This is a genomic window from Sphingomonas sp. Leaf67, from assembly GCF_001421965.1.
Lineage (GTDB): Bacteria > Pseudomonadota > Alphaproteobacteria > Sphingomonadales > Sphingomonadaceae > Sphingomonas.
The window spans coordinates 137,387-162,456 of the sequence record NZ_LMLP01000002.1 but is presented as its reverse complement, the minus strand read 5'-3'; the positions used below and the strand labels follow the sequence as shown (position 1 = coordinate 162,456).

Below are 25,070 nucleotides of genomic sequence, written 5' to 3'. Positions count from 1 at the left end.
GGGCGGGGCAAGCTGGCAGGAATCCCACATGCGCTTGCTGATGGTCGAGGACGATACGGGCGTGGCGGAGACGCTGGCGGCGTTTCTGCGTCGTCAGGGCTATGTCGTTGATGGGGCAGGGTCGCTCGGTACGGCGCAAGAGGCGCTGCTGTCGGGGCAGTTCGATCTGGTGATCGTCGACCGCACACTGCCCGATGGCGATGGCATGGAACTAGTGCTTGGTGCCAAGGCGGGGTTGCGGCCGCAGCGTTTCCTGATGCTGACTGCGATGAGCGGAGTGGAGGACACCGTCGCCGCGCTGGAGGCCGGCGCGATCGATTATGTCGTCAAGCCGTTCGAGCCGCGCGAACTGCTCGCCCGTATCCGCAACGCGCTGCGGCGGGAGTTGAACGTACGGCACGAGCCGAAGTGTTTCGGACCGCTGAGCTACGATGCCGACAGCAACAGCTTCACCATCGACGACGAACCCTTCGTTCTGCGTCGTACGGAATCGCTGGTTCTTGCCGCGCTGATCGCCCGGCCCGGCGCGATGGTCCCGCGCGAGACGCTGGAGGCGCGGGTCTATGGATATGACCGGTTCGTCAACGCCAACTCGCTGGAATCGCAGATATCGCGCCTGCGCCGCAACCTTGCGGGCAGGACCGACCGGGTGAAGATCCAGACCGTACGCGGCGTTGGCTATTGCCTGAGCGAGAGCTGATGCCAGACTGGTGCAAGCCAGCCGGTCCATGCTCCGCCCTTGACCCCGCCTCTTTTTTCGATCGAGAAACAATGCAACCGACCGATGAGATTGCCCAGACCCGTGCCAGTGCGGCCGAATTCGCCGACACCTTCCGTCGCATCCGCGCCGAAGTGGGACGGATGATCGTCGGGCAGCACGAGGTGATCGACGGCGTGCTGACGGCGCTGATGGCGGGCGGACATGTGCTGCTGGAGGGCGTTCCGGGGCTTGGCAAGACCGCGCTGGTGTCCGCCGTCAGCCAGGCCGTGTCGGTGCCGTTCTCGCGCATCCAGTTCACGCCGGACATGATGCCCGCCGACATCATCGGTACGTCGATGCTGAGCGAGGTCGAGGGCGGCCGCCACGAACTGAGCTTTCAGGAAGGGCCGATCGTGTCCAACCTGGTGCTGGCCGACGAGATCAACCGCGCAACGCCGCGGACCCAGTCGGCGCTGCTCGAAGCCATGCAGGAGAAGCAGGTGACGGTCGGGCGGCGCACCATCCGAATGCCCGATCCGTTCTGCGTCATGGCGACGCAGAATCCGGTCGATCAGGAAGGCACCTATCCGCTACCCGAGGCGCAGCTGGACCGGTTCCTATTCAAGCTGACGGTCGGCTATCCCGAAGAGAGCGACTATCACGCGATCATCGACCGCACCACCAGCGCGCAATCGGTGAAGATCGCGCCCGTCAGCGATGCCGCGACGCTGGTGCGGATGCGCGACGTGGTGCGCGCGGTGCCGGTGGCGCATGTTGCCAAGAGCTATGCGATCCGCCTCGTCATGGCGACGCAGCCGGGTAGCGACTATGCGCCCGACCTGGTGACGCGCAACGTCACGCTGGGTGCTTCCCCGCGTGGTGTGCAGGCGTTGATGCTCGCCGCCAAGGTACAGGCGCTGCTCGATGGCCGGTTCGCGGTCTGCACCGACGATATTGCCGCCGTGGCGTTGCCCGCGCTGCGCCACCGGATCGTCCCCAATTTTCATGCACAGGCCGGCAGCGTAAGCACCGACACGCTGGTCGAGGAGGTCTTGGCCGCCATCGACCGGCCGTCCGACGACTGAGGAGCCGTTTGGCGACGTGGTCGAGGGTGGCGACGTGCCCCGGCAGTTGCCTCGCCGAGCGAGCCGATAGCGAGTGAAGCTACGTTACGAACTGCGGCGTAACCAGGCGCACACACGTGCGATGCCGACCGAACCCACGGCCGTGCCTATCGCCACCAAGATGACATTTACTACCGATGGGAAAACAAGATAGCCAAGGACTGCGCCGAACGCGAACCCGGTGATCTGGCCCCCGTTTCGCCGGACGGACTTAAGCGGTTGCGGAACCCAGTGCGCGATGCTCGCGCGGCGAACGCATTTTGAGTCCCGAATGTGGGTGGTGGTTGTTGTAGTCCTCGATCTATCCGGCAAGTGATGTCAACGCGGCGGGCGCATCGGGCAGCGGTGAGACGCGGACATAATCGCGTTTGAGAGTGTGCACGAAAGCCTCCGAGATGCCGTTGGACTGCGGACTGCGGACAGGTGTGAAACAGGGTTTCAGACCCAGCTGCCGGGCAAAGGTTCGTGTCTCGCGAGCGGTATGGGCCGAACCGTTGTCCGACAGCATCTCGACCGGCGTGGCTGCACGCATGCCGCCGAAGCGGATTTCCACGGCCTCCAGCATGATGTCGCGTATGTGCGAGCCGCTGATGCCGGTGTTGGCGACGGCGGCAAAGGCGATGATCTCGCGGTCGTGCGCGTCGATGATGAAAGCGCCGCGCACGATCTCGCCGTTCCAGCAGGTGAACTCGAAGCCGTCCGAGCACCAGCGCAGGTTGGAGCGGATCGCCACCACGACGCCGTCATGCCCGTAGTCGGGCCGCTCGGTATAGCGCCGCGCCAGCAGCAGGCGGTCCGCCGCCATGATGCGATAGACCCGTTTGTGGTTGGCCAGCGCCAGCCCTTCGACGCGGAGCTGTCGATTGAGGACCGCCGCGATGCGGCGGTAGCCGTATGTGGGCCGCTGCGCGGCGATCTGGCGGATACGGGGGAGCAGATCCGCGTCGCCGGCCTTGGTGTAAGACCCGCGCGTCGTGGTGCTGCCGGTCAGGCGGTCGTACACCGTCGAGCGTCCGACGCCCAGCGTGCTGGCGACCAGGCTCACCGGATAGTCTCCGGCAGCGACGAGTGCATAAGCAAGGTCGCTTTTTTTGGGCGCGAGCGCTCCAGCGCTTCCTTCAGGATCTCGACCTCCAGCGTCTTGCGGCCGAGCTGGCGCTCCAGTTCGCGGATGCGGTTGTCCATCTCGCGGACCTGGCAGTTGCTGGTCACGTCATCGTCGCCAGCGACCGCGACGCTCCCGCCGTCCAGCATCAGACGGCGCCAGCGATACAGCAGATTGGGCGCGACGCCGTTGCGCCTGGCAACGACCGAGATGCTCTCACGCCCGTCGAGCGTCTCCTCGACGATCCTCAGCTTCTCGGTGGCACCCCAGTGACGGCGACGACCGCCGTCGGTGATGATCTCTGACACGGACATAAGCCTATGCTCAGGGGATAGCCCCAAGCCTCCTTCTTAGGCTTAAATCTGTCCGGTCGAAATGGGGGCCAGTTCACCCGGTAATTGCAATCCTCATTGTCGCTCCTTTGCAATATGCGAAGACAGTACGATATTTGTAGCAGGATCGTGTGTGTTGAACCGTTCGTCGTGGATAGCCACCGAGTTTGTCGAAACGGCGTAAAGATAAGCCGCCTGCGGGTACGGATCACCGTAACCGCCTGCCGTACACGTCGCGAACCTCGACCGGGGCAAGGTTCAGGCCGCGAATGCTAGCCTCGATCGTCGCGAGATCGCCGACGACGATCCAGGTCATCGCGCCGGGCCGAAACGTCTCGCGCGCAACGCGGTTGACCGTCTCCAGCGTTACTTTCGCAAGGGCATCGCCAGCTCGGCCGGCGTCGTCGAGCGGCCGGCCGTGATCGTTGGCGCGCAGAATCGCCTGCATCACCGCTGCGTCGCCGTTCAGTCCCGCGGGTACCGCACGGATTGCGGCACTGCGCCGGGCCTTGAGTTCGGTCGCGGTGATCGGCCGGGTAGTAACGAACGCGGTCAGTTCGCGCTGAATTTCGCGCATGGCGTCGGCGGTGCGGTCGGTTTCGATCGCGCCGGTCGCGCTGAAGGCGCGCGGACCATGGGCGGTATCGGCGATGCTCCCTTCGAAGCCATAGGTCCAGCTCTTGCCTTGTCGCAGGTTCGCGTTGATGCGGCTGTCGAACTCGCCCGCCAGCGTCATGTCGGCGATGACCTCCGCCGGGCGCCGGTCGATCGCATGGGGCGGGACAAGCTGGCCGATCGTGATCTGGCTCTGCGGCGCGCCCGGCGCGTCTACCAGGATGATGCGGGGAGCGGCGGCGGGAGCTGGCATGACGGGGACGGCGGCGGGAGCGTTGCGTCGCCAGTCGCCGAAATGCCGCTCCGCCAGGCGGTGCGCTTCGGCAGGCGTGATGTCCCCCATCACCAGCAGCGTCGCCCCGTCCCCGCCGAGTTCGCGGCGGTGGAAATCGGTCAGCATCGTGCGCGTCAGCGGCCGGAGCCCACCGGGGTCGGGCAGTTTTCCTCCCGGCCCGTCGCCCCACAGCGCGTTCGCAAGCAGGAGCCCGGCGGCTCCCTGCGGCTGCGCGGCATAGGCTGCGAGGCGCGCGGACGCCCCCTGATTATAGGCGTCGATTCGTGATTGCGGATAGACCGGGTTGCGCAGCATGTCGGCGGCGAGCGCGAAACCGGCATCGACGTTGCGGGTTAATGTCGACCAGGTGAAGTCGCTGGTGGTCGCGCCGATATGGGCGTCGAGCACGATGGCGCTGCGTTCACGCTCCGAGGTCAGGCGGGCTTCGTCCGCATGGGTGGTGCCAGCGCTCATCCATCCGAACGCCTGCTGCACGGCGCCGGGTGCGTAGCGATGGTTGGCCTGCGTCCCGACAGGGAATCGCACGTCGACATCGACGATCGGCAGGTCGTGCCGTTCGGCGACGATCAGCGTCATGCCGTTCGCCAGCCGGGTACGGATGATCTTCGGAAACGGTACCTTGTCCTTGAACGGGCCGATTTCGGGCATCCGGCTGCGGTCGACGACGGGTGTCGGGTCGGCCGTTGTCGGCGTGGCGGTCGACAACGTCGCGTCCGGGGCAGGCGCGGCGGGTGGCAGCGGTTCGGGTTCGCCCGGCAGGATGGTCTGCTGGTAGAAGGGGCGCGACAGCCAGCGGCCTGCCACCTCGCGCAGTTGTGCGCTCGTCGCGCCGGCGGTCCAGTCGCGCTGGCGCAGAAGCGTGGCGGGGTCGTCCATATACAGCGCGCCGACTGCCATCTGCAAGCCGACATTCACGTTGTCCTGCATGTCGCGCAACAGGCTCTGATCGGTCAGCGCGGCAATGGCCGACAGCTGCCGCTGTTCGGGTCCCTGTGCCAGATAGCGGGCGATCGCTGCATCCAGCGCCGCCTCGGCGGTCGCGACCGACACGTTCGGGCGCACCGTCATCGACAGCGAAAAGACGGTGCTGAGCTGTCCTGGGTCCAGCTGGGCCGACAGATGCACCGCAGGCTTGCCTTCGCCGACAAGCGCCGATTGCAGGGAGCGCGGGCCGGGGAGGGTCATCGTCTGTCCGGCCAGTTGCAGCAGCGTCATGTCGCGCGCAGCTCGTGGATCGATCGACCAGACGCGGGTGATGACTGGTGTCGCGACCGGCTCGTGATAGACGACCCGTCGGGTCGCGGTCAGCGTCGGCACGGGGGCAGCGATGCGTGGCGGCACCGGGCCACGCGGCACGTCGGCGAAATAGCGGCCGACCCTGGCCCGTGCGGTCGCGACGTCGATGTCGCCCGACAGTACCAGGATCGCATTCCCGGCCCCGTAATAGGTCCGGTGCCACGCCTTCACTTCGTCGAGCGTCGCCGCCTCAAGATCCTCGGTCGTGCCGATCACCGGGCGGGTATAGGGGTGGCCGGGCGTATAGAAATCGCGCTGGAACCGCTGTTCGGGGCGCGATACCTGCGTCGGCGTCTGGCTGGCTTCGTTCTTTATCACCGCGCGCTGTTCGTCGAGGACGCGCTGGGTGAGGCCGCCGGTCAGATGCGCCATCCGGTCCGATTCAAGCCAGAGCGCCAGATCGAGCGCGTTGGTCGGCACCGTCTGATGATACTCGGTATAGTCGGCGAGCGTGCTGGCGTTGACGTCGCGGGCGCCAGCGGTGGTCATCGGCACCAGATAGTCGCCTGTGCGGTTCGCGGTCGGCTGGAACATCAGATGTTCGAACAGGTGCGCGAAGCCGCTGCGCCCGCGGGGTTCGTCCTTTGCGCCGACCCGGTAATAGACGCCGACGAAGATGTTGGGGTTGCGCCGGTTGCTGTGGACAAGGACAGTAAGCCCGTTGGGGAGCGTGAAGCGCTCGACGTCGAAGCGGATCGGGTGCGCGACGGCCACGGCGTGCTGCGCGATGGCGGGCAGCGGCGTGGCAGTGGCTAGCAGCAGCGCAAGGCAGTGGCGGGAAAGTGGCACGATCGTTCTCCGGCGCCCCTTCGGGAACGGGGCAGAAGCGCGATCAATCACGGGAAGCTTGCACCAGCCTTGCTGACCGGTTGCGTCAGGTTGGTGCAAGCCTGCATCGATAGGCGGAGGATATGATAAGCGAGCCATGTTCGTGACGATAGAAACCGGTGCCGCACTACGAGCCCGGCTGGATATGCTGGAAGCGCGTGGCCGGTCGTATCTCGCCGCGCTCGGGCGGCGCGATGCGCTGGCTACTGCGACATCGGCTGCGGCCCGGATAAGCGTTATCATGCCGCTGCTCGGGCTGTTCCTGGCGTTCGTGTGGCCAGTGCCGGTTGCGGTGCTGATCGCCGCCACCATTGGCGTGCCGTTGCTGTCTGGTGTCGGTGCTTTCGCCCTCGGGCGACGTATCGTCGTCGACCGCGATACGGCGCTTGCGCTGTTCGATCGAGGACCGGGGTTCAAGGACCGCGTGGCGGTCAGCGACGAATTTCTTGACCGGACCGATGCCGGCGGTTTCCATGCAGCGGCGGTCGCGGAGGCCGCGCCGTGGATTACCCGCGCGCTTGACGTACCGCTGGCGCATCCGGAGGTGCGGCAGGTTATCCGGAGCACGCTGCGGAAGCGGGCGGGCTATCCGACTGGTGCCGCTGTCGTGCTGGTGCTGGCGATCCTGCTGGGGCGGCCGGTCGGATCAGATTCGCAAAGCCCCGTAGAGATGCGGGGCGAGGCGGCTTCGAACCGGGGGCAGGCGGGTGGCGATCCCGGCGCGGTCCGGTCCGACCTGCGGGGGGCGACGGTGGCCACCGCGATCGCCGCCATGTTCGGGGACCGGCTGGGGCTGGTCGATGCCCTGCACGGGCGGGCGGACGGGGGAGGCGACATGCCGCCGTCGGGCGATGCCGCATCCGGTGCCGAGCGGCCCAGGCCGGGCGCCGCCGCCGGCGATGCGACGGGCGCGGCGAATGCCGGCGCGGCGGCATCCGCCGGCGGCGGACAGGGCGCTGCCGGGCGTGGCGGCGGTGCCGGTGGCGCCGGCGAGGGCGCGGCCGGTCGGGACGGCGGCGGCAGCGCGCCCGGCGGCGAGCAGGCATCGATCAGCGAGCGGACCGAATCGACCGCGGGCATGGCGCGTCAGCGGAACGGTGAGAGCGGGACCGAGACGCCGGCACCGGCGCCCGGCGAGGTCCGGACGGACGCCGCGTCACGGCGCGCCGAACGGCCGCGACCGCCGGGCGCCGAACCGGGTCAGGCATCGCCCAACGCGCCGGGCAGCGCCAATCCTGCCGACACGCGCCGTTCCACCTCCCCGCCGCAGGCCGATCAGGGGGATGGGCAGCGGCCGGCTCCCGGCCGTCCGGGCGAGCGCAGCGAAGGACAGGAGCAGTCACAGGGCAACAAGCCCGGACAGGGCAGCAACAGCCCCGGAACCGCGCAGGAATCGCTCAAACGGTCGCGGGGCCTGTCGTCGCTGCTGCTGGCCGTCCCGACGGTCGATCGGCTGGCCGGAACCCCCGACGCCGGCCCGTCGCGATCGACGCTGCGCCGGGTGTCGCCCGAGGCGCGCGAAGCCGGTGCGGCGCTGGCGGGCGACAGGGGCGTGCAGGGCGGCGATGCCGGCATCGTGGCGCAGCGCCCGGCGACGCCGCATGAAGCGCGGCTGGTTCGCGACTATTTCAACCGCGGCGGTGGGGAGCGGCGATGATCGGGGGGTGGTCGCGACGACGGGGCACGGCAACGGCACCCGCCGCGCCGACGGATCTGGCGAATGCGCAGGACGATCTGTTCGACCCCGCGTTCCTCGCCGCACTGGACCGGTTCAGCCTGCGCGTCGCCGAGGCGCAGAAGGGCGGGCGACTGGCCGACCAGCGGACGCCCGCGCGCGGGCAGGGCGCGGACTTCGCCGATTTCCGGGCCTATGCGGCGGGCGACGACCTGCGCACCATCGACTGGAACCTGTATCGCCGGCTGGGCAAGCTGTTCGTCCGGGTCTTCGAAGAGCGGCAGGACCTGCCCGTCTACCTGCTGATCGACGTGTCGCGCAGCATGTACATCGAAACGCCGCCCCGCATCCGCGCGGCGCGGCGGATCGCATTCGGGCTGTCCGCGCTCGCGCTGCGCCAGCAGGACGCGGTGACGCTGCTGCCGTTTTCCGACGGCGAAGCGGTGCCGGCGCAACGCCCGGTCAGCGGCAAGGCCAATATCGCGCGGATCGCCCATGCGCTGGCGACGCTGCGTCCCGGCGGGCGTACGGGGCTGACGGCGGCGATCGGCCGGCTGGCCGCCACCCGGATGCGGCGGGGGTTGCTGGTGATCGTATCGGATTTTTTCGACGACGACGGCATCGGCGAAACGATTTCGGCAATGCGCGGTCTTCGCCACCGGCTGCTGCTGGTGCAACTGAAGAAAGCGCATGATGCCGACCCGTTGCTAGGCGGCGACGTAATGCTGGACGATGGCGAGGTCGACGGCGGCGTGCCATTGACGATCACGCCCGAACTGACCGACGCGTATCGCCGTACCTGGCGCAGTTTCAACCGGCACTTGACCGATTTCGCCGAAAGCAATGCCGTCGGATTGATGTCGATCGATGCCGATGGCGATGTTCTGGAACAGATGACCGATTTCTTCGCCGGCGGGCGGATGCCATGGTGAGCTTCGCCGCGTGGTCGGTACCGGTTGTCGTCGTCGGCGCGCTGGCGATCGCCGCGCTGCTCTACGCCCTTCAGCGGTTGCGGGTGCATCGCCGCCGCGTCGCGCTCGCCGCCGCGCCATTGTGGTTGCAGGCCGCGCGCGCCGCGCCGCCGCGCGTGCTGGGTGGACCGTTCCGGCGCCCCCTCGCCTTTCTGCTCGCGCTGGCGATCGCGCTGGCGCTGTGGCTGGCGGCATCGCGACCCGAACCGGTGGGCGCCCCTGCCGCCGGTGTGCATCTGTTCTACCTCGACCCGTCGGCGCTGATGACCGGCGGGGGCAGCTTCGCACAGGCACGCGCCGCCCTGACGCGCGAAGCGGCCGCCGTCCCGGCGCGCGCGCGCACGGTGTATCTGGGCGATGCCGATGGCACGCTCCTGCTGGCTCCCGGCGAGGATGGCGCCTTGCTGCCCGCGCGGCTGGGCGACGTGCGGCCCGGGCTGTATCCGTCCACATTCGCGCGGTGGCTAGCGACGCGCGACCGTGGCGCACCGGTCACCGTGCACTATTTCGGCCACCGGGCGGTGTTCGACGCCGCGGTTCGTCCCGGTGGTGATGTGCGGGTGGTGCCGGGGTTCCTCGCCGATCCGGTGGCGAACAATCGCGGGATCGTCGAACTGGGCGTGTCGCCGGCGGCGTCGGGGGCGTGGGACCGGGCGGACGTGCTGGTGACGCTGTCCGACGCGGCGCTCGGGGCCGATGCCTTGCGCATGCCGGGACGGGTCGATGCGCTGGGCGGCGGGCGCTTTGTCGTGCGGGACGTGCCGGCGACCGGGCAGACGCTGACGGTCGCGCTGCGGCAGGGCGACGGGTTTGCTGCCGACGACCGGGCGTCGATCCTGATTCCCGATCGCCGACCGGTCCGGGTCGCGATCGGCGCGGGCGTGCCCGCCACCATCGCGCGGGCGGTGCGGATCGATCCGGCATTCCGCATCGTCGCGCTAGGCGCCGCGCAGGTCGTCATCCGCACCGCCGACGCGTCCGCGCCGGCGCTGCCGTCATTGGTGCTGACCGACCCGGCGCGCGAGGCGGCGACGTTCGTCGTCACGACCCCGCCGGGCGAGGGCGACGTCGCGCTCGCCGACCGGCTCGACGCGCTGGGTCTGCGCGGCATCGATGCGGCGGGGGTGGCCGACGATCTCGGCCGGCCGGTCGCGCTGCGCGAGGGGGTGCCGGCGGCGGCGCGGTCGGTCGCGGCGTGGCGGACGCTGTTCGCCGAACAGACCGGTTTCGCCCGGTCGCCCGCATTGCCGCTGTTCGTGTCGCAGACGCTGCGGTGGCTGGCCGCACCGACCCCGTGGGTGCCCTATGCGAAGGCGGGCGCACGCCTGCCCGACCAATCCGCGCTCTATGGGCTGGCCGGCGATCCTGCCCTGCGCTCGCAAAGCCTTGGCGATGGCGTTTATCTATCGTCGGCGGGACCGGCCAAGGTCGCCGGGCGCGACGTACAGGTGGCGCTGGCCGACCGCGAGACCAGCCGGCTGGCGTCCGCGCGCCCGGCCGCGGCGTCGCCGGTGGATGGGGCGGGCGGGTCCGTTCCCGACCTGCTGTTCCCTGTGTTGCTGCTGTTCGCCGCCGTGCTGCTGGCCTGTGAATGGCGGCTGTTCCAGCGGGGCTGGATGCCATGAGTGTCGCGTTCCTTCATCCGCATTGGGGCTGGTTGCTGCTGGCGTTGCCGCTGTTGGCGTGGCGGGTCCGTTCCGGTGTCGACCGCACGCAGATCGCGCTGCGCGCCGCGGCGTTCGCCGCGATCGTCGTTGCGCTGATGCAGCCGAGCCTGCTGGTCGCCACCGGGCGGCGGCAGCATGTCTTCATCGTCGACCAGAAGGCGGCACTGACGGCGGCGGCGCGGGAGAAGGCGCGTGCGGTGCTGGCCGGCCGGCTCGCGCGCCTGCCCGCCAACGATCCGGTAACACTGGTCCAGATCGGCGGCACACCACTAGCGTCGCGTGTCGACCGACGCATCCGGCTGGGCGAGCCGGCGTCGCTGTCCGAGGCCTTGGCGCGGGCGGTCGCGGCCGTGCCGCCGGGCGCGGGCGCGACGGTCACGCTCATCACCGACGGGTTGTCGAACGACCGGCGCTGGGCGCGCGCGGTCGCGGGACTGGTACGGCGCGGCATCCCGGTCGATACCGTCGCGCTGGAAACCCCGCGCCCTGCGCCGTTCGTCAGCGATCTGCGGGCCGCCCCGGCCCGGACCGGCGAAACCGTCGAGGCGGTGGCGACGGTCGAGGGGCACGGCGAGGATGTGGCGGTCGCGCTCTATTCGGGAACGCGACTGCTCGCCACGTCGCCCGCGATCCGGGTCGACGGCGTGGCGCAGGTGCCGCTGCGCTTCACCGCGCCGGCACCCGGCTTCCTGCCGATCGGCGCGGTGTTGCGCGGTGGCCGCCGCAGCGATGCGGCGCGGTTCGATGCGGTGGCGGCGATCCAGCCGCCGCTGCGCGTGCTCTACCTGGGCGACCGGCAGCGCGGCGGCGCGGCACGGCTGCAACGGTTGCTGGGCGGCGGCTTCCGGGTCGAGACCCCGGCCGATACCGCCGCCGTTGCCGATTTCGGCGCATGGCCGCTGGTCATGGTCGACGACGTGCCGGCCCGACGCCTGTCGGCGGCGACGCAGCGGCAATTGCTGCGTGCAATCGAAGAACGAGGCACCGGGCTGCTCTATGCCGGTGGCGAGGCCGCGTTCGGCGACGGCGGCTATCAGCAGTCGCCGCTGGCCGCCGCATTGCCGGTGACGTTCCGGCAGGAGGAACGCGCGGAAAAGCCCAGCGTCGCGGTGGCGGTGGTGATCGACAGTTCCGGGTCGATGCAGGGCCAGCCGCTGGAGCTGGCGAAATATGTCGCGCGCCTTGCGGTGCGGAACCTGACGCCGCAGGACCAGTTCGGCGTCGTGGAATTCTATGGCGCGAAGCAATGGGCCGTGCCGATGCAGCCGGTGCGGGATGGCGCGGCGATCGAACGGGCGATCGGGCGGATGCAGGCGCAGGGCAGCAGCGTGCTGTTCCCGGCGTTGCAGGAGGCCTATTACGGGGTCAAGAACGCGCCGACGCGCTACAAGCATGTGCTGGTCATTTCCGACGGCGACGTCAGCGACGGGGCGTTCGAACAGCTGATCCGCCACATGGCGGCCGACCGCGTCAACGTGTCCACGGTCGTTCCGGTCGCGGGCGAGCGCGGCATCGACAACATGACTCAATGGGCGCGCTGGGGCCTCGGCCGCTTCTACTATGTGCCCGACGACGCCAGCCTGGTGCAGATCGACCTGTCGGTTCCCGGCACCACCGCGTTGCCGAGCTATCGTCCGGCCCCCGCCGCGCCGCGCGTGACCGGACAAGATTGGTGGCGCGACATCGGTTCGCCGGTGCCGCCGCCGGTCGCCGGACTGGTGCGGGTCGACCTGCGCAGCGAGGCGGACGCGATCGTCGAGGCGGGAACGCCGCTGCTCGCCAGCTGGCTCTACGGCCGGGGGCGGGTCACCGCGATGACGACCGAGCCGCTGGGCCAAGGGACGCAGGGCTGGGCGGGCTGGCCGCGCTATGGCGAGTGGCTGGCCCGGGTGGTCGACCGCACCGCCGCCGCCGATACGCCGCTGAGCGTGGCGCTGGAGCGTCGCGGTGGCGAGGTGGCGGTGACCGTCCAGCGGACCGCTGGCGTCAGCAATGCGATGCCCGAGGCGCGGCTGGAACGGGGTGCAACGATCCCGCTGGTCGAACGCGCGCCGGGGCTCTTCTTCGGGACGGTCGCCGTATCGCCGGGCGATGCCGCGCTGGTCGTCGTGCGCGATGGCGACACGCTGGTCCGTGCCGCCGACCGGGCGCATTCGGACGATGCGGGGGGGCGTCCGTTCTCGGTTCTGGCCGCGCTGCCGCTCGCCGATCTGTCGCGCATCACCGGCGGGATCGCGTCCATCGGCACGGCGGACGGTGCGGCGATGACCGGGCCGACCGGCCCCGGTGACCGGGTTGCGATCCCCCTGTGGGGATGGGCGGCATTGGCGGCGTTGCTGTGCTACCTGATCGAGATCGCCTATCGCCGCCGGCCGCCGCGCCGGAGCGTGGAATTGCGAGAGATGGTACGATGATGCGCGACGGGGTGGCGATGACGGCATTGGCGGTGGCGCTGGCGACCGCCAGTCCGTCCGCATGGGCGCAGGGGCAGGCCGGCGTGGCGGGACGTAGCGTCGATGCGCCGTCGCTCGCCCGGCTGCTTGCCGCGCCGCGCCTCGATCCCGCCGGCATCGATATGCTGTACCGGCGGGCGGTGTTGCAAGGCGGTCTTTCCGCGCTGGAGGCGGAAATAGTCACGGCCGCGCGCCGCACGGATGCCCCGCCCGCGCAGCGTGCCCGTGCGTTACTGGTCGGCGCATTGCTGACGTGGCAGGACGGGCGGATCGATGACGCCATGACGGCGGCCGAGTCTGCGCTGGCGATCGATCCCGGCTATGACGCGCAACTGCTTCGCGCGCGGTTGTTCGATGCGACCGGCCGTCCCGCCCAGGCGATTCCCTTCTACATTGCGGCCGCGCAGGCGGCGTCGAGCGCCGAGGATCGCGCCGCGCTGCGGCTGCGCGCCGCCATCGCCGCCGCCGACGACGATCCCAAGGCGGTGACCCCGTCGATCGCAGCGGCGGCCCCCCGCGAGCGGCGGGGAATCGCGGTGTTGCTGGGGTTGTTCGGCGACCCGGCCGGCGCGCTGGCGGCTTATCGCCCCGCCATCACCGGTGCGCCGCCGTTTTCGGCGCAGATCCGCATGGCGCAATGGGCGATCGCCGCAAAGGACCGCGCCGCCGCGACCGATGCGGCATGGGCTGCGAGCCGGGTGGGCAAGACGCCCGCCGACCGGCGCTACGCCCTTGCGCTGCTGGCGGAGGCATTTCGCGATGCCCGCGACCTGAACGCGCTGCTGACGTTCCTGCGCGACAAGCCTGCCGACCCTGACATCACGCAATTGCGGATCGACACGCTGGTCGAACTGGGCCGGCTGGACGAGGCGCTGGCCGTGTTGCGTGCCACCGCCGATCCCGGGCTGCGTGCGCAATTGCCGGGCCTGCTCGACCTCGCCGGTCAGCGCGAGGCGCTGATCACCGAATATGAGCGCCGGATCGCGCGCGAGCCGGCGGCGCTGCGCTGGTATGATGCGCTGGCCGTCCTGTTGCTCAGCACCGGCGACCGCGACGGCGCGACCGGCGTGTTCCGCCGGCTGTTCGCCGCCAATCCGGGCGATACCGCGCTGCTGACCGATGCCGCGCGACGCATGATCGCGATGGGGCTGACCGATGATGGGCTGACGCTGCTGGGCGGCAGCGGTGCGGGGCGCAGCACGGCGATCCGCCTGTTCCAGTTCGAGAGCGAGGCGGCGCAGGGCCGGACCGAGGCCGCTGTCGCGACGCTGGCCGGCCTTGAACAAAGCCTGCCCGCGCGCGATCCACAGCGGATTGCGCTCGCCGACGGATACGAACGGCTCGGGCGCGATGGCGACGCGCTCCGCGTACTGCTCGCGCTGGAGAAGACCGGGCACGTCTTCGGCTTCGACGATCAATTGCATGTCGTTCGGTTGCAGCGTGACGCAGCGCAGAACGTGGCGGCGCTGGCGCGTCTGCTCGACCTGTGGTTCGCGACGAAGCTACCGGCACAACGGGGCTTCGTCGAAGCGCAGATCGTCGAGGTCGCGCGACGCGTCGACCGGATCGACGCCGTGTCGGACCAGGTGCGCGCGCGCATCGCGAGTGGGGACGACCGGGGCGTCGAACTGTTCGTCGTGCTGCGCATCGCCCGCAACGATCCGGCGGGCGCACGGGCGGCGACAGAGGCGTTCGCGCGCAGCGCCGCTGGATCACCGGTGCGGTTGCAGCGGGTGGCCGCGCTGTACCGGCGGCTGAACGACAACGCGCGCTACCGCGCGACCCTGACGCAGCTGGTCGCCGCCGATCCGGCGAATGCAGCCACGTATCTCCAGCAACTCGTGCGCGACGTCGCGATCCCTTCGCGAGGAAGCGACGCGGCGTTGCCATCTGCCGAACTGGATGCCCTGCTGGCCCGGCTGGCGGCGGCGCGCCGTTCCGATCCGGCGGAGGCGCGGCGTTTTGCGGCGGGTGTCTACGGCGGGGCGGGGCAGGTCGAGCGGGCGGTCCGGCTGTACCGCGAGGCGGGGGCAATGTCGCCGACGGACCGGGATGCGGTGCTGGGGCTGGTCAACCTGCTGAACGCCAACGGCGCGCGGGGCCAGGCGATCGCGCTGTTGCAATATCGTGCCGAATTCGCGGCCACTCCGGCCGATCAGGCGCAGGCGCTCGACGCGCTGGCAGGGGTGCTGGCGGCGACGTCGCGCAGCGGCGAGGCGGAGCAGTCGCCGCAATATGCCGCCGTCCGCCTGCTCTGGGCACGGCGTCGGCTGACGTGGCGGCTTGCACGGGGGGACGACGACGCGGGGCTGTACGACCAGCTGGCGGACTTGTCCGAACAGATCGGCGATGCGCGGATGCAGCGCCGCGCACGCGAGGCGTCGCTGGCTGTCGAGGGAACGCAGCGCGCGGCGACGCTGCGCCAACTCATTGCCCTGTCTAGCGCGGGGGCGGGTAACGACGATGCCAAGGCGCGCTACGGGCGGCGCCTGACCGCGCTGCGCCAAGCCTATCCGGCGGACGTCTATGCCGAACTGGCGGCGGCGATGCTCATGCAGCGCGACCTGGCCGGGGCCGAGCGGGCGTTCGCGCTGATCGAGGATATCCCGGGGCTGGTGAATGTCGATGCGTTGCGCGCCGATGCCTATCTCGCGTCCGGCTATCTGCCGCGTGCGCTGGCGGGATATAGTCGCGCGCTGCTGCGCGATCGGGGCGATGCCGGACTGATCCTGAAGACCGCGATCCTGCAGGAGCAGGTCGGCGACCGCGATGTCGCACGCGCCCTGTACTGGCAGTCGTTGCGCGATACGGTCCAGCGCCTGCCGGTCGTCGCGGCGGCGGGTCAGGGTCCCGTAGCGTCGCCCTTTGCCGACAGCATGCTGGAGGGGCTGTTGTTCACCTGGCCCGGCGACCCCGTGAAGCGGGAGCCGCTCCGTGCCGCGCTGGAGGCGATGACGCGCGAGGCGACCGATGGTGCGGCGACGGCGACGTGGTCCGGCGCGGTGCGTGCGCAGCGACTGCTGACGATCGCCCGGCAACTGGCGGCAAGCGGGCGCGATCCGGCCGTGCTGGCAGCGATCGATCCGCTGGTCGCGGCGCGCTTTGCCGGCGATGCCGGGTTCGTGCGCGACCGCGTGGCCTTCCGCAACCTGACCGGGGAACCGGCCGCGATGGCGGTTGCCGCTGCGCCGTCCGATGGCGACTGGGGCACAGCGGCGCTGGCGATGCAGGCGCAGGGCGGTAGGAATCCCGAGCTGCGCCTTTCTCTCGCCCTCGATCGCGGCGACGATGGCGAACTGGCGACGCTGTTCGAACAGGCCGCACGGGCCGAGGTGGCGAAGCGCGAGGCCCTGGGGCCGACCGACTTCGTGTATGAATCGCCGCTCAACGCGATGCTGATGATGATCGCGGGACAGCTTCCGGCCGCGCGGCTGCGGACGGTGGTGCTGGAACCGCTCGACAAGGTCGGCAATCGCGAGACCGCGCTGTTCGACCTGTTTCGTACCGCGCCCGACCGGCTGGCATTGATGGAACGGGTGGCGGGCGGGCCGCTCCTGTCGGCGGAACGGTTGGCGACGCTGATCCGGACGCGCTTCAACAGTCCGTCGCCGCGCCGTGTATCGCTGCGCCGCCGCAGCACGCCGCCGCCGGATGCCTATGCCGCGATGATCGGACGATTGTCGTTCGACCAGCAGGTCGCGCTGTATGCGGGGCTGGCGGAGGACGGACAGCGGACCGGTGCCGAGCCGATCCTCGTCGCTCCGCTGGAGCGGCAGGTGCTGCGACAGACGCTGTCGACCGTGCAGCAGGCGCGGATGATCGATGCGATCCGGCAGGTGATGAGCCTCGATCTGCCGGTTGCCGGGCGCGCCGAACGGCTGTTCGCGCTGACCGACGTGCCAGTGGCGAACCGCCCGGTCGTCGTCGCGGGCGCACGGGCGCTGGCCGAGCGATCGCCGCAGGATCGCACCGTGTCCGACGCGATCGAGGCGCTGTTTCGCGCCGATCGGACGACCGCGCTCGAGGTGTTGCTGGCCGCCGGCGAGACACCCGACGGCGGCGACTATGCGCCCGCCGCGATCGCAAGGCTGCTGGCCGACGACTATCGACGGCAGGGTGCGACGTTCGTGGCGCTGCCGAACCCCGGCACCCAGGCGCGCGCGCAATTCTACCGTCGCTATGTCCAGGCGAACCCGACCGGTTTCGGCGGCACCGATGCCGATGCCCGTACCTATATCGAACGGCTGGTATCGCTCGAACCCGATAATGGCGTCTATCTCGCGCAACTGCTCTCCCGCCTGTGGAGCGCAGGCGATCGCGGTGCGGTCATCGCGCGCCTCGCGCCCTTCGTCGCGGCGCATCCCGACGACCTGGACGCCGCCGTCCTGTTGCAGATGGCGCAGCTGCTGGCCGGGCAGGACGCAGCGGCGGCAGCGGTCGCCGCCCGATCGCGCATCGATGTGAACGACCCCGACACGCTCGCCGATCTCGTGACCAGGATGCAGGCCGCGCGCGACAGCGCAAGTGCCGGAAACGGCGCCCCGGCGCCCTCGTTCCTGATGCTGTTCGGCTATGCCTATGACACGGCGACGCAGGAAAAGCCGAACCTGCGCGGCGTCGCGGCGATCGCCGCCCGCAATCGCGTCGACCCCGGCGCACCGGCGGCGGTTGCGGCCGATCTGTTGGACCCCGTCGTGCGTGCCGCCGCCGATCCGGCGAACCTGCCCGCGACCATGCGCGGTGTATGGCGGCGCAGCGCCGCCGATCCGGACAAGCCCGAAGACACGGCCGAAGCAAAGCGCGGCCTGTTGCTCGAACGATTGACCGATGTCGGCCTGTCCGTGGTGCCGCCGGGCAAGCCGGACGGCAATGCCTTTGCCGCTGCATTGACCGCGACGCCCGCGATCGTCGGCGAACTGGAAGAGGAGACGCATCTGATCGATCCCGTCGTGCGGCAGCAGCAACAGCCGCTCTACGACCTGATCGCGGCGGGTGCGCTTCGGCAGGGGACGGCGGATCGGCGGATCGACGAGCTGTTCGCGGCGCTTGCCGCTGGCGGTATCGACTCGCACGGACTGCAATTGCTGGCGACGCTCACGGTCCGGAGTGGGCGGATTCTGGACGCCGCGCAGATCACCGCGCTTCGCGGTGCGGTCGAACGAATGCCGACGATGAGCGCGCGCGAACGCATCCTGTGGTCGCAAGTCCTTGCCCGCAGCGGGCAGGCGGAGGCGGCGCGGCAATGGCTGGAGGCGGCAGTGCTGCAAATCCTCTATGTCGACAGCGCCGATCTGGCAGGCGGATCAAGGCTGGCGACGTTCGACACAGTCGTCGACTCGCTCAGGACCTGGAGCGACCGGACGGCGGCCATCGCAGCCCATGCCGCGCTGGCAGCAAGGATCGACAAGGAACGGACGATTATGCCGCCCGACGACATACCCGGCCCGTTGCCGCCGCTGGTCCCGGCGTCATAGCGGCGGCCGGACGATGACCTGGCTCCTCCGTACACTGCGCTCAATGCTCGGCCAGATGGTCCTGCTGTCGATGGTGTTCCTCATGGTTGGCGTATACATCCTGGCTGCGAGACCGTTGTCCGATTTGTCCGGCGCACGGTCGGCCGATCCGCGCGTCGGCAGCCTGTCGGCGCTGAACGGCGCGATGGCGGATGCGGTACGCGGCGGTGGAGATCCGGCGCAGTTGGCGGCGCGGATCGACGACAACCCGCTGATCCAGCAGGCGCGGCAGCGCAACGCCGGTTTTCAATATTTCGCCATGAACGGCCCCGTACGGATCGGGACCGCCGGGCCGCGCTACCTCGACCGCAGCGGCGTTGCGGGTATGATCGCTGCGCGACGCGCCGCGCGGGCGCCGGGCATCTGCGTCCAATGGGAACGGACGTTCCGTTGGCCGGGGGGGATAGATCACGTCGGGTTCGTTGATTGCGGCCGGCCGCTTTACTACGAACTGCGCGGGATCGTTGCACCGGCCGACATGGCGCCGCCGAATGCCGCCGCGGCGTATATCCGCAAGGCATGGTCGGACAGGGGCGGGCTCGTCTTGTCCGCGATTGGCGTGCTCGCGATCTGCGTCGCGATCGTGCTGTTCCACACCGTGCGCATCCGGCGGATCGCGCGGCTCGTCGGTCCGTCCGAGGAGGATGCGCTTACCCGCACGTTGTCTGAGCGCGGGCTGCCATCCGAATTGCTGCCGCTGGTCCGAGCGATCAATCGCATGATTGCCGACGGTGCGGCAGGCGAGCGCCGGCGGCGCTTCTTCCTGTCCGCTGCAGCTCATGAAATGCGGACCCCGCTGACGGTGCTGCGAACCCGGCTGGAGATGCTGGAGGACAGCGAGGATCGTACGAAGCTGATCGCCGACGTCCGGCGCCTGTCGACATTGGTCAACGACCTGCTGACGCTGACCCGGATCGGTGAGCGGCCGCCGCTGCTTGTCCCGTTGCGACTGTTCAGCGCCTGCCGCCGGGCAGTCGAGGGAATGGACCCGGTAGCGATGCGGCAGGGCGTGACCTTACGCATGCGGGGGCGGGGCGAGGCCGAAATACTGGGCGACGCCAGTTTGATCGAGACGGCGGTCGCCAATCTGCTGGGCAACGCAATTGCCGTTACGCCGCCGGGCGGCGTGGTATCGTTGTCTGTGACACCTTCCGGTGCGTTGTCGGTTCGCGACGAAGGGCCGGGGATCGCGGCGGAGCGGGTACCGGAGATTTTCGAACCCTTCGTGCGGTTGTCCAATCGCCATAGCGGCTATGGCCTGGGCCTTGCTATCGTCAGGGCAGTCGTCGACCTGCATGGTGCCGAAATCGCCGTCGATGCCGCCGTAGGCGGAGGCACGAGTTTCACGATCCGGTTCGTGGCGTTGCCGAAGCGGTAGGACGCGGCGGAACATATATCTGCAATTCCGCACGCGGCAGGTCGAGCGCGAAACGCTGAAGCAGACCGAGCATATCGATTCCGAGGATGATCCGCGGCGTCGTGTCGGTCGCCCCAGTAAAGGTCAGCGGCACGTTGCGGAAATTCACCGGACCCAGCGATACCATGCCGACGGTGCCACGCCGCACCGCTGCGCTGCCGGCCGTTGCGCCCGACATCGTACCGTTCGCCTTCAATCGGGGATCATCGTCCTTCCATCCCAAGGCCCGCAACACGGCATCGTTGGCGACACTGCCCTCCGCACCGGTATCGACGAGCGCGTCGATGACCACGCCATCGACCGTGAGCGGCACGTGCAGTAGGCCGTTCCCTTGAACCGCACCCTTGACCGTAGCGTAGCCATCAGGGGCGGGCCCCGAATTTGCCACCGACATTTTTCGGGAAACTAGGTCGAACGTAAGTTTACGCCCGGAAAACAGGTCCATGCCGACGATGCCTTGCGCCTGCGTGACGCCGAGGCGTGGCAGAACGATTAATGTAGCGTCGCGCAGATCGAACAGGGGTGTCGTCATCCGGCGTATCGCTACGACCGGGGCGAGCGTGCTTCCGGCCGCTCCGTTGACCGTCACTGTCTCCCCCGTGTGCGGTAGAGCCAGCGATTGTGAGAGTGTAGTCGTCAGCAGGCTGGATTGTGCGCCTGTATCAACCAGCATGTCGACCATCATTCCTTCGTTAATTTGTACAGCGGTCATAGGTCGCCGCTTCATATCTAACTCCAAAGGTGCCGAAGCCGGTGCCTGTAAGCCGTTTGCAAACGCAAGCAGAGTAAGGATGAGCTTCATCGTTTTGCCCTCTGAGACGCTGCCAACCGTCGGCGGCACGTCGAGGCCGCTACCTTAAGAAGCTGACCCCAACCTGTCTCAGAGGTCCACCCGAAGAAGGCCGATGAATGAATTTGACCATAAGCGGCATGGTTGGTTGCGCAATCAGCCCATAGTAAACTTATCCATTGGATTAATTTATCCAGTGCAACAAATAACCGTTAAATTTCCTGGCATCCAGAGAATTAACTACTCAAGAGTGTTAATTTACGCGCTATGATAAATAACTGCATGTCGCACTGTTGCAGTACATTCTGGTGGGAGAGCTGCCCGTCCGATTTCGGCCGAGCCGAAGCGGAAGCGGACGTTTGTTAATCTGGTGCTCAACAGCAGCTTCGCGCCCCATCTTGGTCGTTCGCCGATCCGGTGATTGATCCCAAACGCCGCCGTTCGTTCAGGCGTGTAGGCTGTGCTGAAATGGGCAAAGTGGAACCGCCGCTTAAGGCGCACACTTAGCTTAAGCGGCCCTACGTTCATAAGTCTTGGACCGACAGTGATCGGAAGCTGCTACCGATCGTAAGCGAACCTCCTGCGTGCCTGAGTGCTTGACGCCTCTGCGCAGGATTGCACCATGATCGCTGAACGAGCGGCCGTGAGGTTGCTGGCGCGGTCGTAAGGGTCTGCTACGCGGATGACGTAGGGGCGCTTATCGCCTAATGAAAGTCCAGCTTCGCAGATCTCGATCGGTCAGCGGAGGTTACGTCCGACGTTGAGCGAGATGCCATAGGGATAGTCGACCTGCCGCTTGCTGCTGATTGCCTCTATTATCATCACTCCGGGTTCGTCGACCAACGTATGGCGTTGTCCGTTCCAATCATGTTCCGTATGGTAGGCGCACTCACAAGGAGCCGTGATGCCCGACGCTTCGTTGCTTTCGATCCTGCACATCAGCGACTTTCACTTCACGAAGCGCAAGTTACGCGACCAGCGTGTAGTGGTTGATGCGCTTGTGCGAGATCTGGAGACCCTCTGCATCGGACACCGCAGGCCCGATCTAGTCATGTTCACGGGTGATCTGGTCAACGCAGGCGGGGTGGACCGTCATGACGAAGCCTACGATTTCCTGCTGATGCGTGTCGCCGCAGCGACCGGCTGCAGCGATGACCGCATGTTTATCGTTCCCGGCAACCACGACGTGTCTAGGTCCGTAATTGGCGATACGGCCGACCTGCATCGAGAATGGCGCGCAAAGGCGGGCGACATGACGGCCCTGAACGCTTTGTATGCTGAGGATGCGTTTAGTGATGTCGGCAAACGGAAACTCGCTGCCTATGGGGATCTTGAACGCTATCTCAGCGATGGGACGCTACGGCATCGCAATCAGTTCGTTACGGTTCATCACATCGAGACCCTGAACATAGACGTAGTCGTGATTAACACCTCCATGCTGTCGGTTGGTGGGCATGAAGAGTTTGAAGCCGACGAGGGATTGCTAGCTGTGCCGGAGCATGCGCTGCTGGACGCTCTCCAGTCGCTTACCCTCGGCTCGTTCCGCGTCTTCACCACGCATCATCCTTTCGGCATGCTGAGCGAGAGCGCCGCCAGAAGCCTGCGTAGCCTGATCGAGGAGAACGCAAACGTTCATCTTTTCGGACACATGCATGATCCTCAAGCGCGGAACATCGTCGGCTTCAAAGGGCAGCTCTTCTCTGATCAGGCAGGTGCCGTATTTACTTGGCGCGGATCCTACATCGGCTATTCGCTCATCTCGGTTGAGCGCTCGAATAGCCTCTACAAAACGCATCTGCGTACATATTTTGATGACCGGAAGGCGTTCGACGAGGCACGGGACGTCGTCGAGAACGGGTGTTTCTACTCGTCGCACGAAGCGCGGCAATTCTGGCGGACGATCGCGACGCCGGTCGATGACGCGAAATTCCGAGCCCATTTGGCGGGACCATGTCTTACAGCGTGGGTCGCGGATCTCGACAGCGTTTTCGCTGACCGCGACGTGCACGAGAAGTTCGTCCCGCCTCCCATGAAGCGCACGTTCGTGCAACCGGCCGTCGGGGATGAGAGCAAAGGGGTCGTCGAAACCCCAGTGGCGTTCGAAGAGGTCGCAGGGGATGATGCGAATGTGATCATCTACGCTGCGGCAGAATATGGCCGAACTACGGTGCTGAAGGAGATGGCCTTCCGGATGTTTGCCGACGCGGGGACGACGCGCTTCCCTCGCCTGCCGATCATGGTGGATTTCGGGGACATCAAGCACAACTTGGGAAACCTGACGAAGGTGGTCCGTGGCAGAGCCCCAGAACTGCCCGACGGCGTGACCGTGGAATCTCTGCTGAAGCTGGGGCACGCCTGCGTCATGTTTGACGACGTGGTGTTCGGGGACACACGACGGATGGGAATCCTGAGAGAGTTCGTGACCAACTTTCCCAAAGCCCGATATGTCTTCTCGAGTGCGAAGGCATCCACCTCTCAATACGGATCGCACGTAAACCCCGAGATGCCGGTGCATTTTGATTTCGTGGAACTGTGCGTCCTTAGACGGCGGGACATGCGAATGCTGGTCGTGAAGTTCAACGGGTGTACCGACGTGGACGCAGTGCTAGATCGGCTGCAGGAGGAATTTCAAGAAATCAACCTGCCGTTCACTGCGGCGAACGGCACGATCCTCATGTCGATCTACGAGGAGCAGAGCGGGTTTAGGCCGATCAATCGGTCGGTTTTGATCGAGCAGTTCATCGACACCACGCTGCGGAAGGCTGCGATCGAACAGAGCAGGCGCGAGACGTTCGACTACGCCAACAAGACCGCCCTACTCGCTCATATAGCGGCGTGGATGGCATCCGAAGACGAGTATGTGCCGTCGTCTGAGGCCGTTCGCACTGTTATGAAGGGCTACGTAGACAAGCTGGGGCTGATCGCTCCTCTGGACGATTTGGTCGCTGAGTTCTTTGCCGCCCGCATCTTCGTGCGGAAGCCGGAGGATCGGCTCAGCTTCAGGTATCGAGCCGTCCTGGAATACTTCATTGCCATGCAGATGGGGTTGGACCCCTCGTTCAAGGCGTGGGTCATGGAGGACGACCGCTACCTCCAGTTCGGCAATGAGATCCAATACTATGCCGGACGGCTGCGGAACGACGCTGCGCTCGTGGATGAAATCGGCCGGCGGTTTCAGGCGATCGTCAATCAGCTCGAGGCCGAGAACGGCGTCTTCGATCTTCATCAGATTGCAAAGCTGACGCTGCCGTCAAAGGACGCTGACGTAACGGATGATCTTCTGTCGCGGCAGTTGGCCACACCTCTATCGGAGGAGGAAAGAGACGCCGAGCTGGAAGGGGACATCCCCAAGGATGTGGAGAATCGGCAGGAGGTTTTTCGACCCAAGATCGAGAATCCTGGCCAGCGCCTGTTGGTGGCGCTCTTCCTATACAGCGGCACAGTTAAGAACATGGAGCTCATCGACGATGCGGAGAAGCGTCGCCACCTAACATCGCTATGGCGAGGCTGGAGCATATTCATGCAGCTCTCCCTGATAATAGTGCCTGAGATTGCACGTCATCGCCGCTTTCGAATCAACGGTGTGCTTTACGAACTGAATGCCCCCTTCGGCATGTCGGACGGTGAGTTGACGAGGATCATCTCCCTGAACATGCCTACCGGGATTTCTCGAATGATCAGCGGGACGTTGGGGACGGAGAAGCTGGAGCGTCAGCTTACTGAACCACAACTCGACGCCGCGCATCAGCCACTCGTGTATGAGCTCATTCGCGCGGCCCTGGTGGCCGATCTCAAGCTGTCCGCAACACCGGGCACGTTAAAGACGGCTTTGGTGACGCTCCGCGACAGCCCTTACCTGCAGGAGGCGCTCCAATGGAAGATCGCCAACCTTCGGCGCATGAACAGGATATCGGAAGCGCATCTGGAAGCCATTTCGGGGACGATGGCGCAAGCCATCGCTGATCGTAAAGGCGGCAGTCGCCAGGTACGTGGAGACGAGAAGCGTCGGCAGCTGAAGCGGATGCGGACTGAAGGGCTGGTTCTGCGGGTCCGTCGACAGACAGATGGAGATTGAGGAGCTTGGCGAGGCTCCGAATTCAGATTGATCGCGAACTAGGCGTTCCGGCATCGTTGCGGTAAGCTACCGTTCGTTCAGTCGGGAGGGCAGGGCACTTTCACGCCCGTCGGTGTCAGAGAACGACCTGTCCGCATTCGGGCGCCAACACCTCACAAGCGGTGGACCGTTCATTAGTCAGACAGTGACCGCTTTAGGCCGGATTATCAGTCAT

Annotated in this window: 11 protein-coding genes and 1 pseudogene; 9 read left to right on the top strand and 3 right to left on the bottom strand. The window is 67.4% G+C overall.

What is annotated here, in order from left to right:
• Nucleotides 1-28 precede the first annotated feature (28 nt).
• Nucleotides 29-700: a response regulator transcription factor gene (locus tag ASE90_RS06070; protein WP_055997672.1), complete on the top strand. Its 672-nt coding sequence runs from the start codon at nt 29-31 to the stop codon at nt 698-700.
• Nucleotides 701-771: 71 nt separating this feature from the next.
• Nucleotides 772-1,785, top strand: coding sequence for an AAA family ATPase (locus tag ASE90_RS06065; RefSeq protein WP_055997669.1), 1,014 nt, complete (start codon nt 772-774; stop codon nt 1,783-1,785).
• 250 nt (nt 1,786-2,035) lie between these two features.
• On the opposite strand, the pseudogene ASE90_RS06060 reads toward ASE90_RS06065, so the two are convergent.
• Nucleotides 2,036-3,243, bottom strand: a pseudogene (locus ASE90_RS06060) (IS3 family transposase).
• Between the two features lie 226 nt (nt 3,244-3,469).
• Complete coding sequence (locus ASE90_RS06050; protein ID WP_162235058.1) at nt 3,470-6,256, bottom strand: M16 family metallopeptidase; 2,787 nt, start codon at nt 6,254-6,256, stop codon at nt 3,470-3,472.
• Between the two features lie 136 nt (nt 6,257-6,392).
• Between ASE90_RS06050 and ASE90_RS06045 the strand changes: the two genes are divergently transcribed.
• The 6 genes from ASE90_RS06045 to ASE90_RS20110 are packed head-to-tail and all read left to right on the top strand — an operon-like array spanning nt 6,393 to nt 19,952.
• Nucleotides 6,393-7,952 carry a hypothetical protein gene (locus tag ASE90_RS06045; protein WP_162235057.1) on the top strand — a complete coding sequence of 520 codons (1,560 nt, stop codon included), beginning with the start codon at nt 6,393-6,395 and terminating at the stop codon, nt 7,950-7,952.
• Nucleotides 7,949-8,902 carry a DUF58 domain-containing protein gene (locus ASE90_RS06040; protein WP_055997657.1) on the top strand — a complete coding sequence of 318 codons (954 nt, stop codon included), beginning with the start codon at nt 7,949-7,951 and terminating at the stop codon, nt 8,900-8,902. The genes ASE90_RS06045 and ASE90_RS06040 overlap by 4 nt, the downstream gene beginning before the upstream one ends.
• Nucleotides 8,896-10,566, top strand: a complete 1,671-nt coding sequence (locus ASE90_RS06035; protein WP_055997653.1) for a hypothetical protein — start codon at nt 8,896-8,898, stop codon at nt 10,564-10,566. The genes ASE90_RS06040 and ASE90_RS06035 overlap by 7 nt, the downstream gene beginning before the upstream one ends.
• Nucleotides 10,563-13,022: a VWA domain-containing protein gene (locus tag ASE90_RS06030; protein ID WP_055997650.1), complete on the top strand. Its 2,460-nt coding sequence runs from the start codon at nt 10,563-10,565 to the stop codon at nt 13,020-13,022. Before ASE90_RS06035 ends, ASE90_RS06030 begins: the two co-directional genes overlap by 4 nt.
• Complete coding sequence (locus ASE90_RS06025) at nt 13,019-18,535, top strand: hypothetical protein (RefSeq protein ID WP_055997647.1); 5,517 nt, start codon at nt 13,019-13,021, stop codon at nt 18,533-18,535. The genes ASE90_RS06030 and ASE90_RS06025 overlap by 4 nt, the downstream gene beginning before the upstream one ends.
• A 13-nt stretch (nt 18,536-18,548) precedes the next feature.
• A complete protein-coding gene (locus ASE90_RS20110; protein ID WP_162235056.1) occupies nt 18,549-19,952 on the top strand; it encodes a sensor histidine kinase in 1,404 nt (467 codons plus the stop codon).
• On the opposite strand, the gene ASE90_RS18995 is transcribed toward ASE90_RS20110, so the two are convergent.
• Nucleotides 19,918-20,793: a retroviral-like aspartic protease family protein gene (locus ASE90_RS18995; RefSeq protein ID WP_082449599.1), complete on the bottom strand. Its 876-nt coding sequence runs from the start codon at nt 20,791-20,793 to the stop codon at nt 19,918-19,920. The two genes, ASE90_RS20110 and ASE90_RS18995, sit on opposite strands and share 35 nt — an antisense overlap.
• Before the next feature lie 892 nt (nt 20,794-21,685).
• Here ASE90_RS18995 and ASE90_RS06010 point away from each other — a divergent pair.
• On the top strand, nt 21,686-24,856 hold the full coding sequence (locus ASE90_RS06010) for a metallophosphoesterase family protein (RefSeq protein WP_055997638.1): 3,171 nt from the start codon (nt 21,686-21,688) through the stop codon (nt 24,854-24,856).
• Nucleotides 24,857-25,070 lie beyond the last annotated feature (214 nt).

Coding starts and splice junctions, on each gene's coding strand:
- ASE90_RS18995 (WP_082449599.1), bottom strand. CDS start 20,793: ATGAAGCTCATCCTTACTCTGCTTGCGTTTGCAAACGGCTTACAGGCA.
- ASE90_RS20110 (WP_162235056.1), top strand. CDS start 18,549: ATGACCTGGCTCCTCCGTACACTGCGCTCAATGCTCGGCCAGATGGTC.
- ASE90_RS06035 (WP_055997653.1), top strand. CDS start 8,896: ATGGTGAGCTTCGCCGCGTGGTCGGTACCGGTTGTCGTCGTCGGCGCG.
- ASE90_RS06070 (WP_055997672.1), top strand. CDS start 29: ATGCGCTTGCTGATGGTCGAGGACGATACGGGCGTGGCGGAGACGCTG.
- ASE90_RS06025 (WP_055997647.1), top strand. CDS start 13,019: ATGATGCGCGACGGGGTGGCGATGACGGCATTGGCGGTGGCGCTGGCG.
- ASE90_RS06045 (WP_162235057.1), top strand. CDS start 6,393: ATGTTCGTGACGATAGAAACCGGTGCCGCACTACGAGCCCGGCTGGAT.
- ASE90_RS06030 (WP_055997650.1), top strand. CDS start 10,563: ATGAGTGTCGCGTTCCTTCATCCGCATTGGGGCTGGTTGCTGCTGGCG.
- ASE90_RS06040 (WP_055997657.1), top strand. CDS start 7,949: ATGATCGGGGGGTGGTCGCGACGACGGGGCACGGCAACGGCACCCGCC.
- ASE90_RS06010 (WP_055997638.1), top strand. CDS start 21,686: ATGCCCGACGCTTCGTTGCTTTCGATCCTGCACATCAGCGACTTTCAC.
- ASE90_RS06065 (WP_055997669.1), top strand. CDS start 772: ATGCAACCGACCGATGAGATTGCCCAGACCCGTGCCAGTGCGGCCGAA.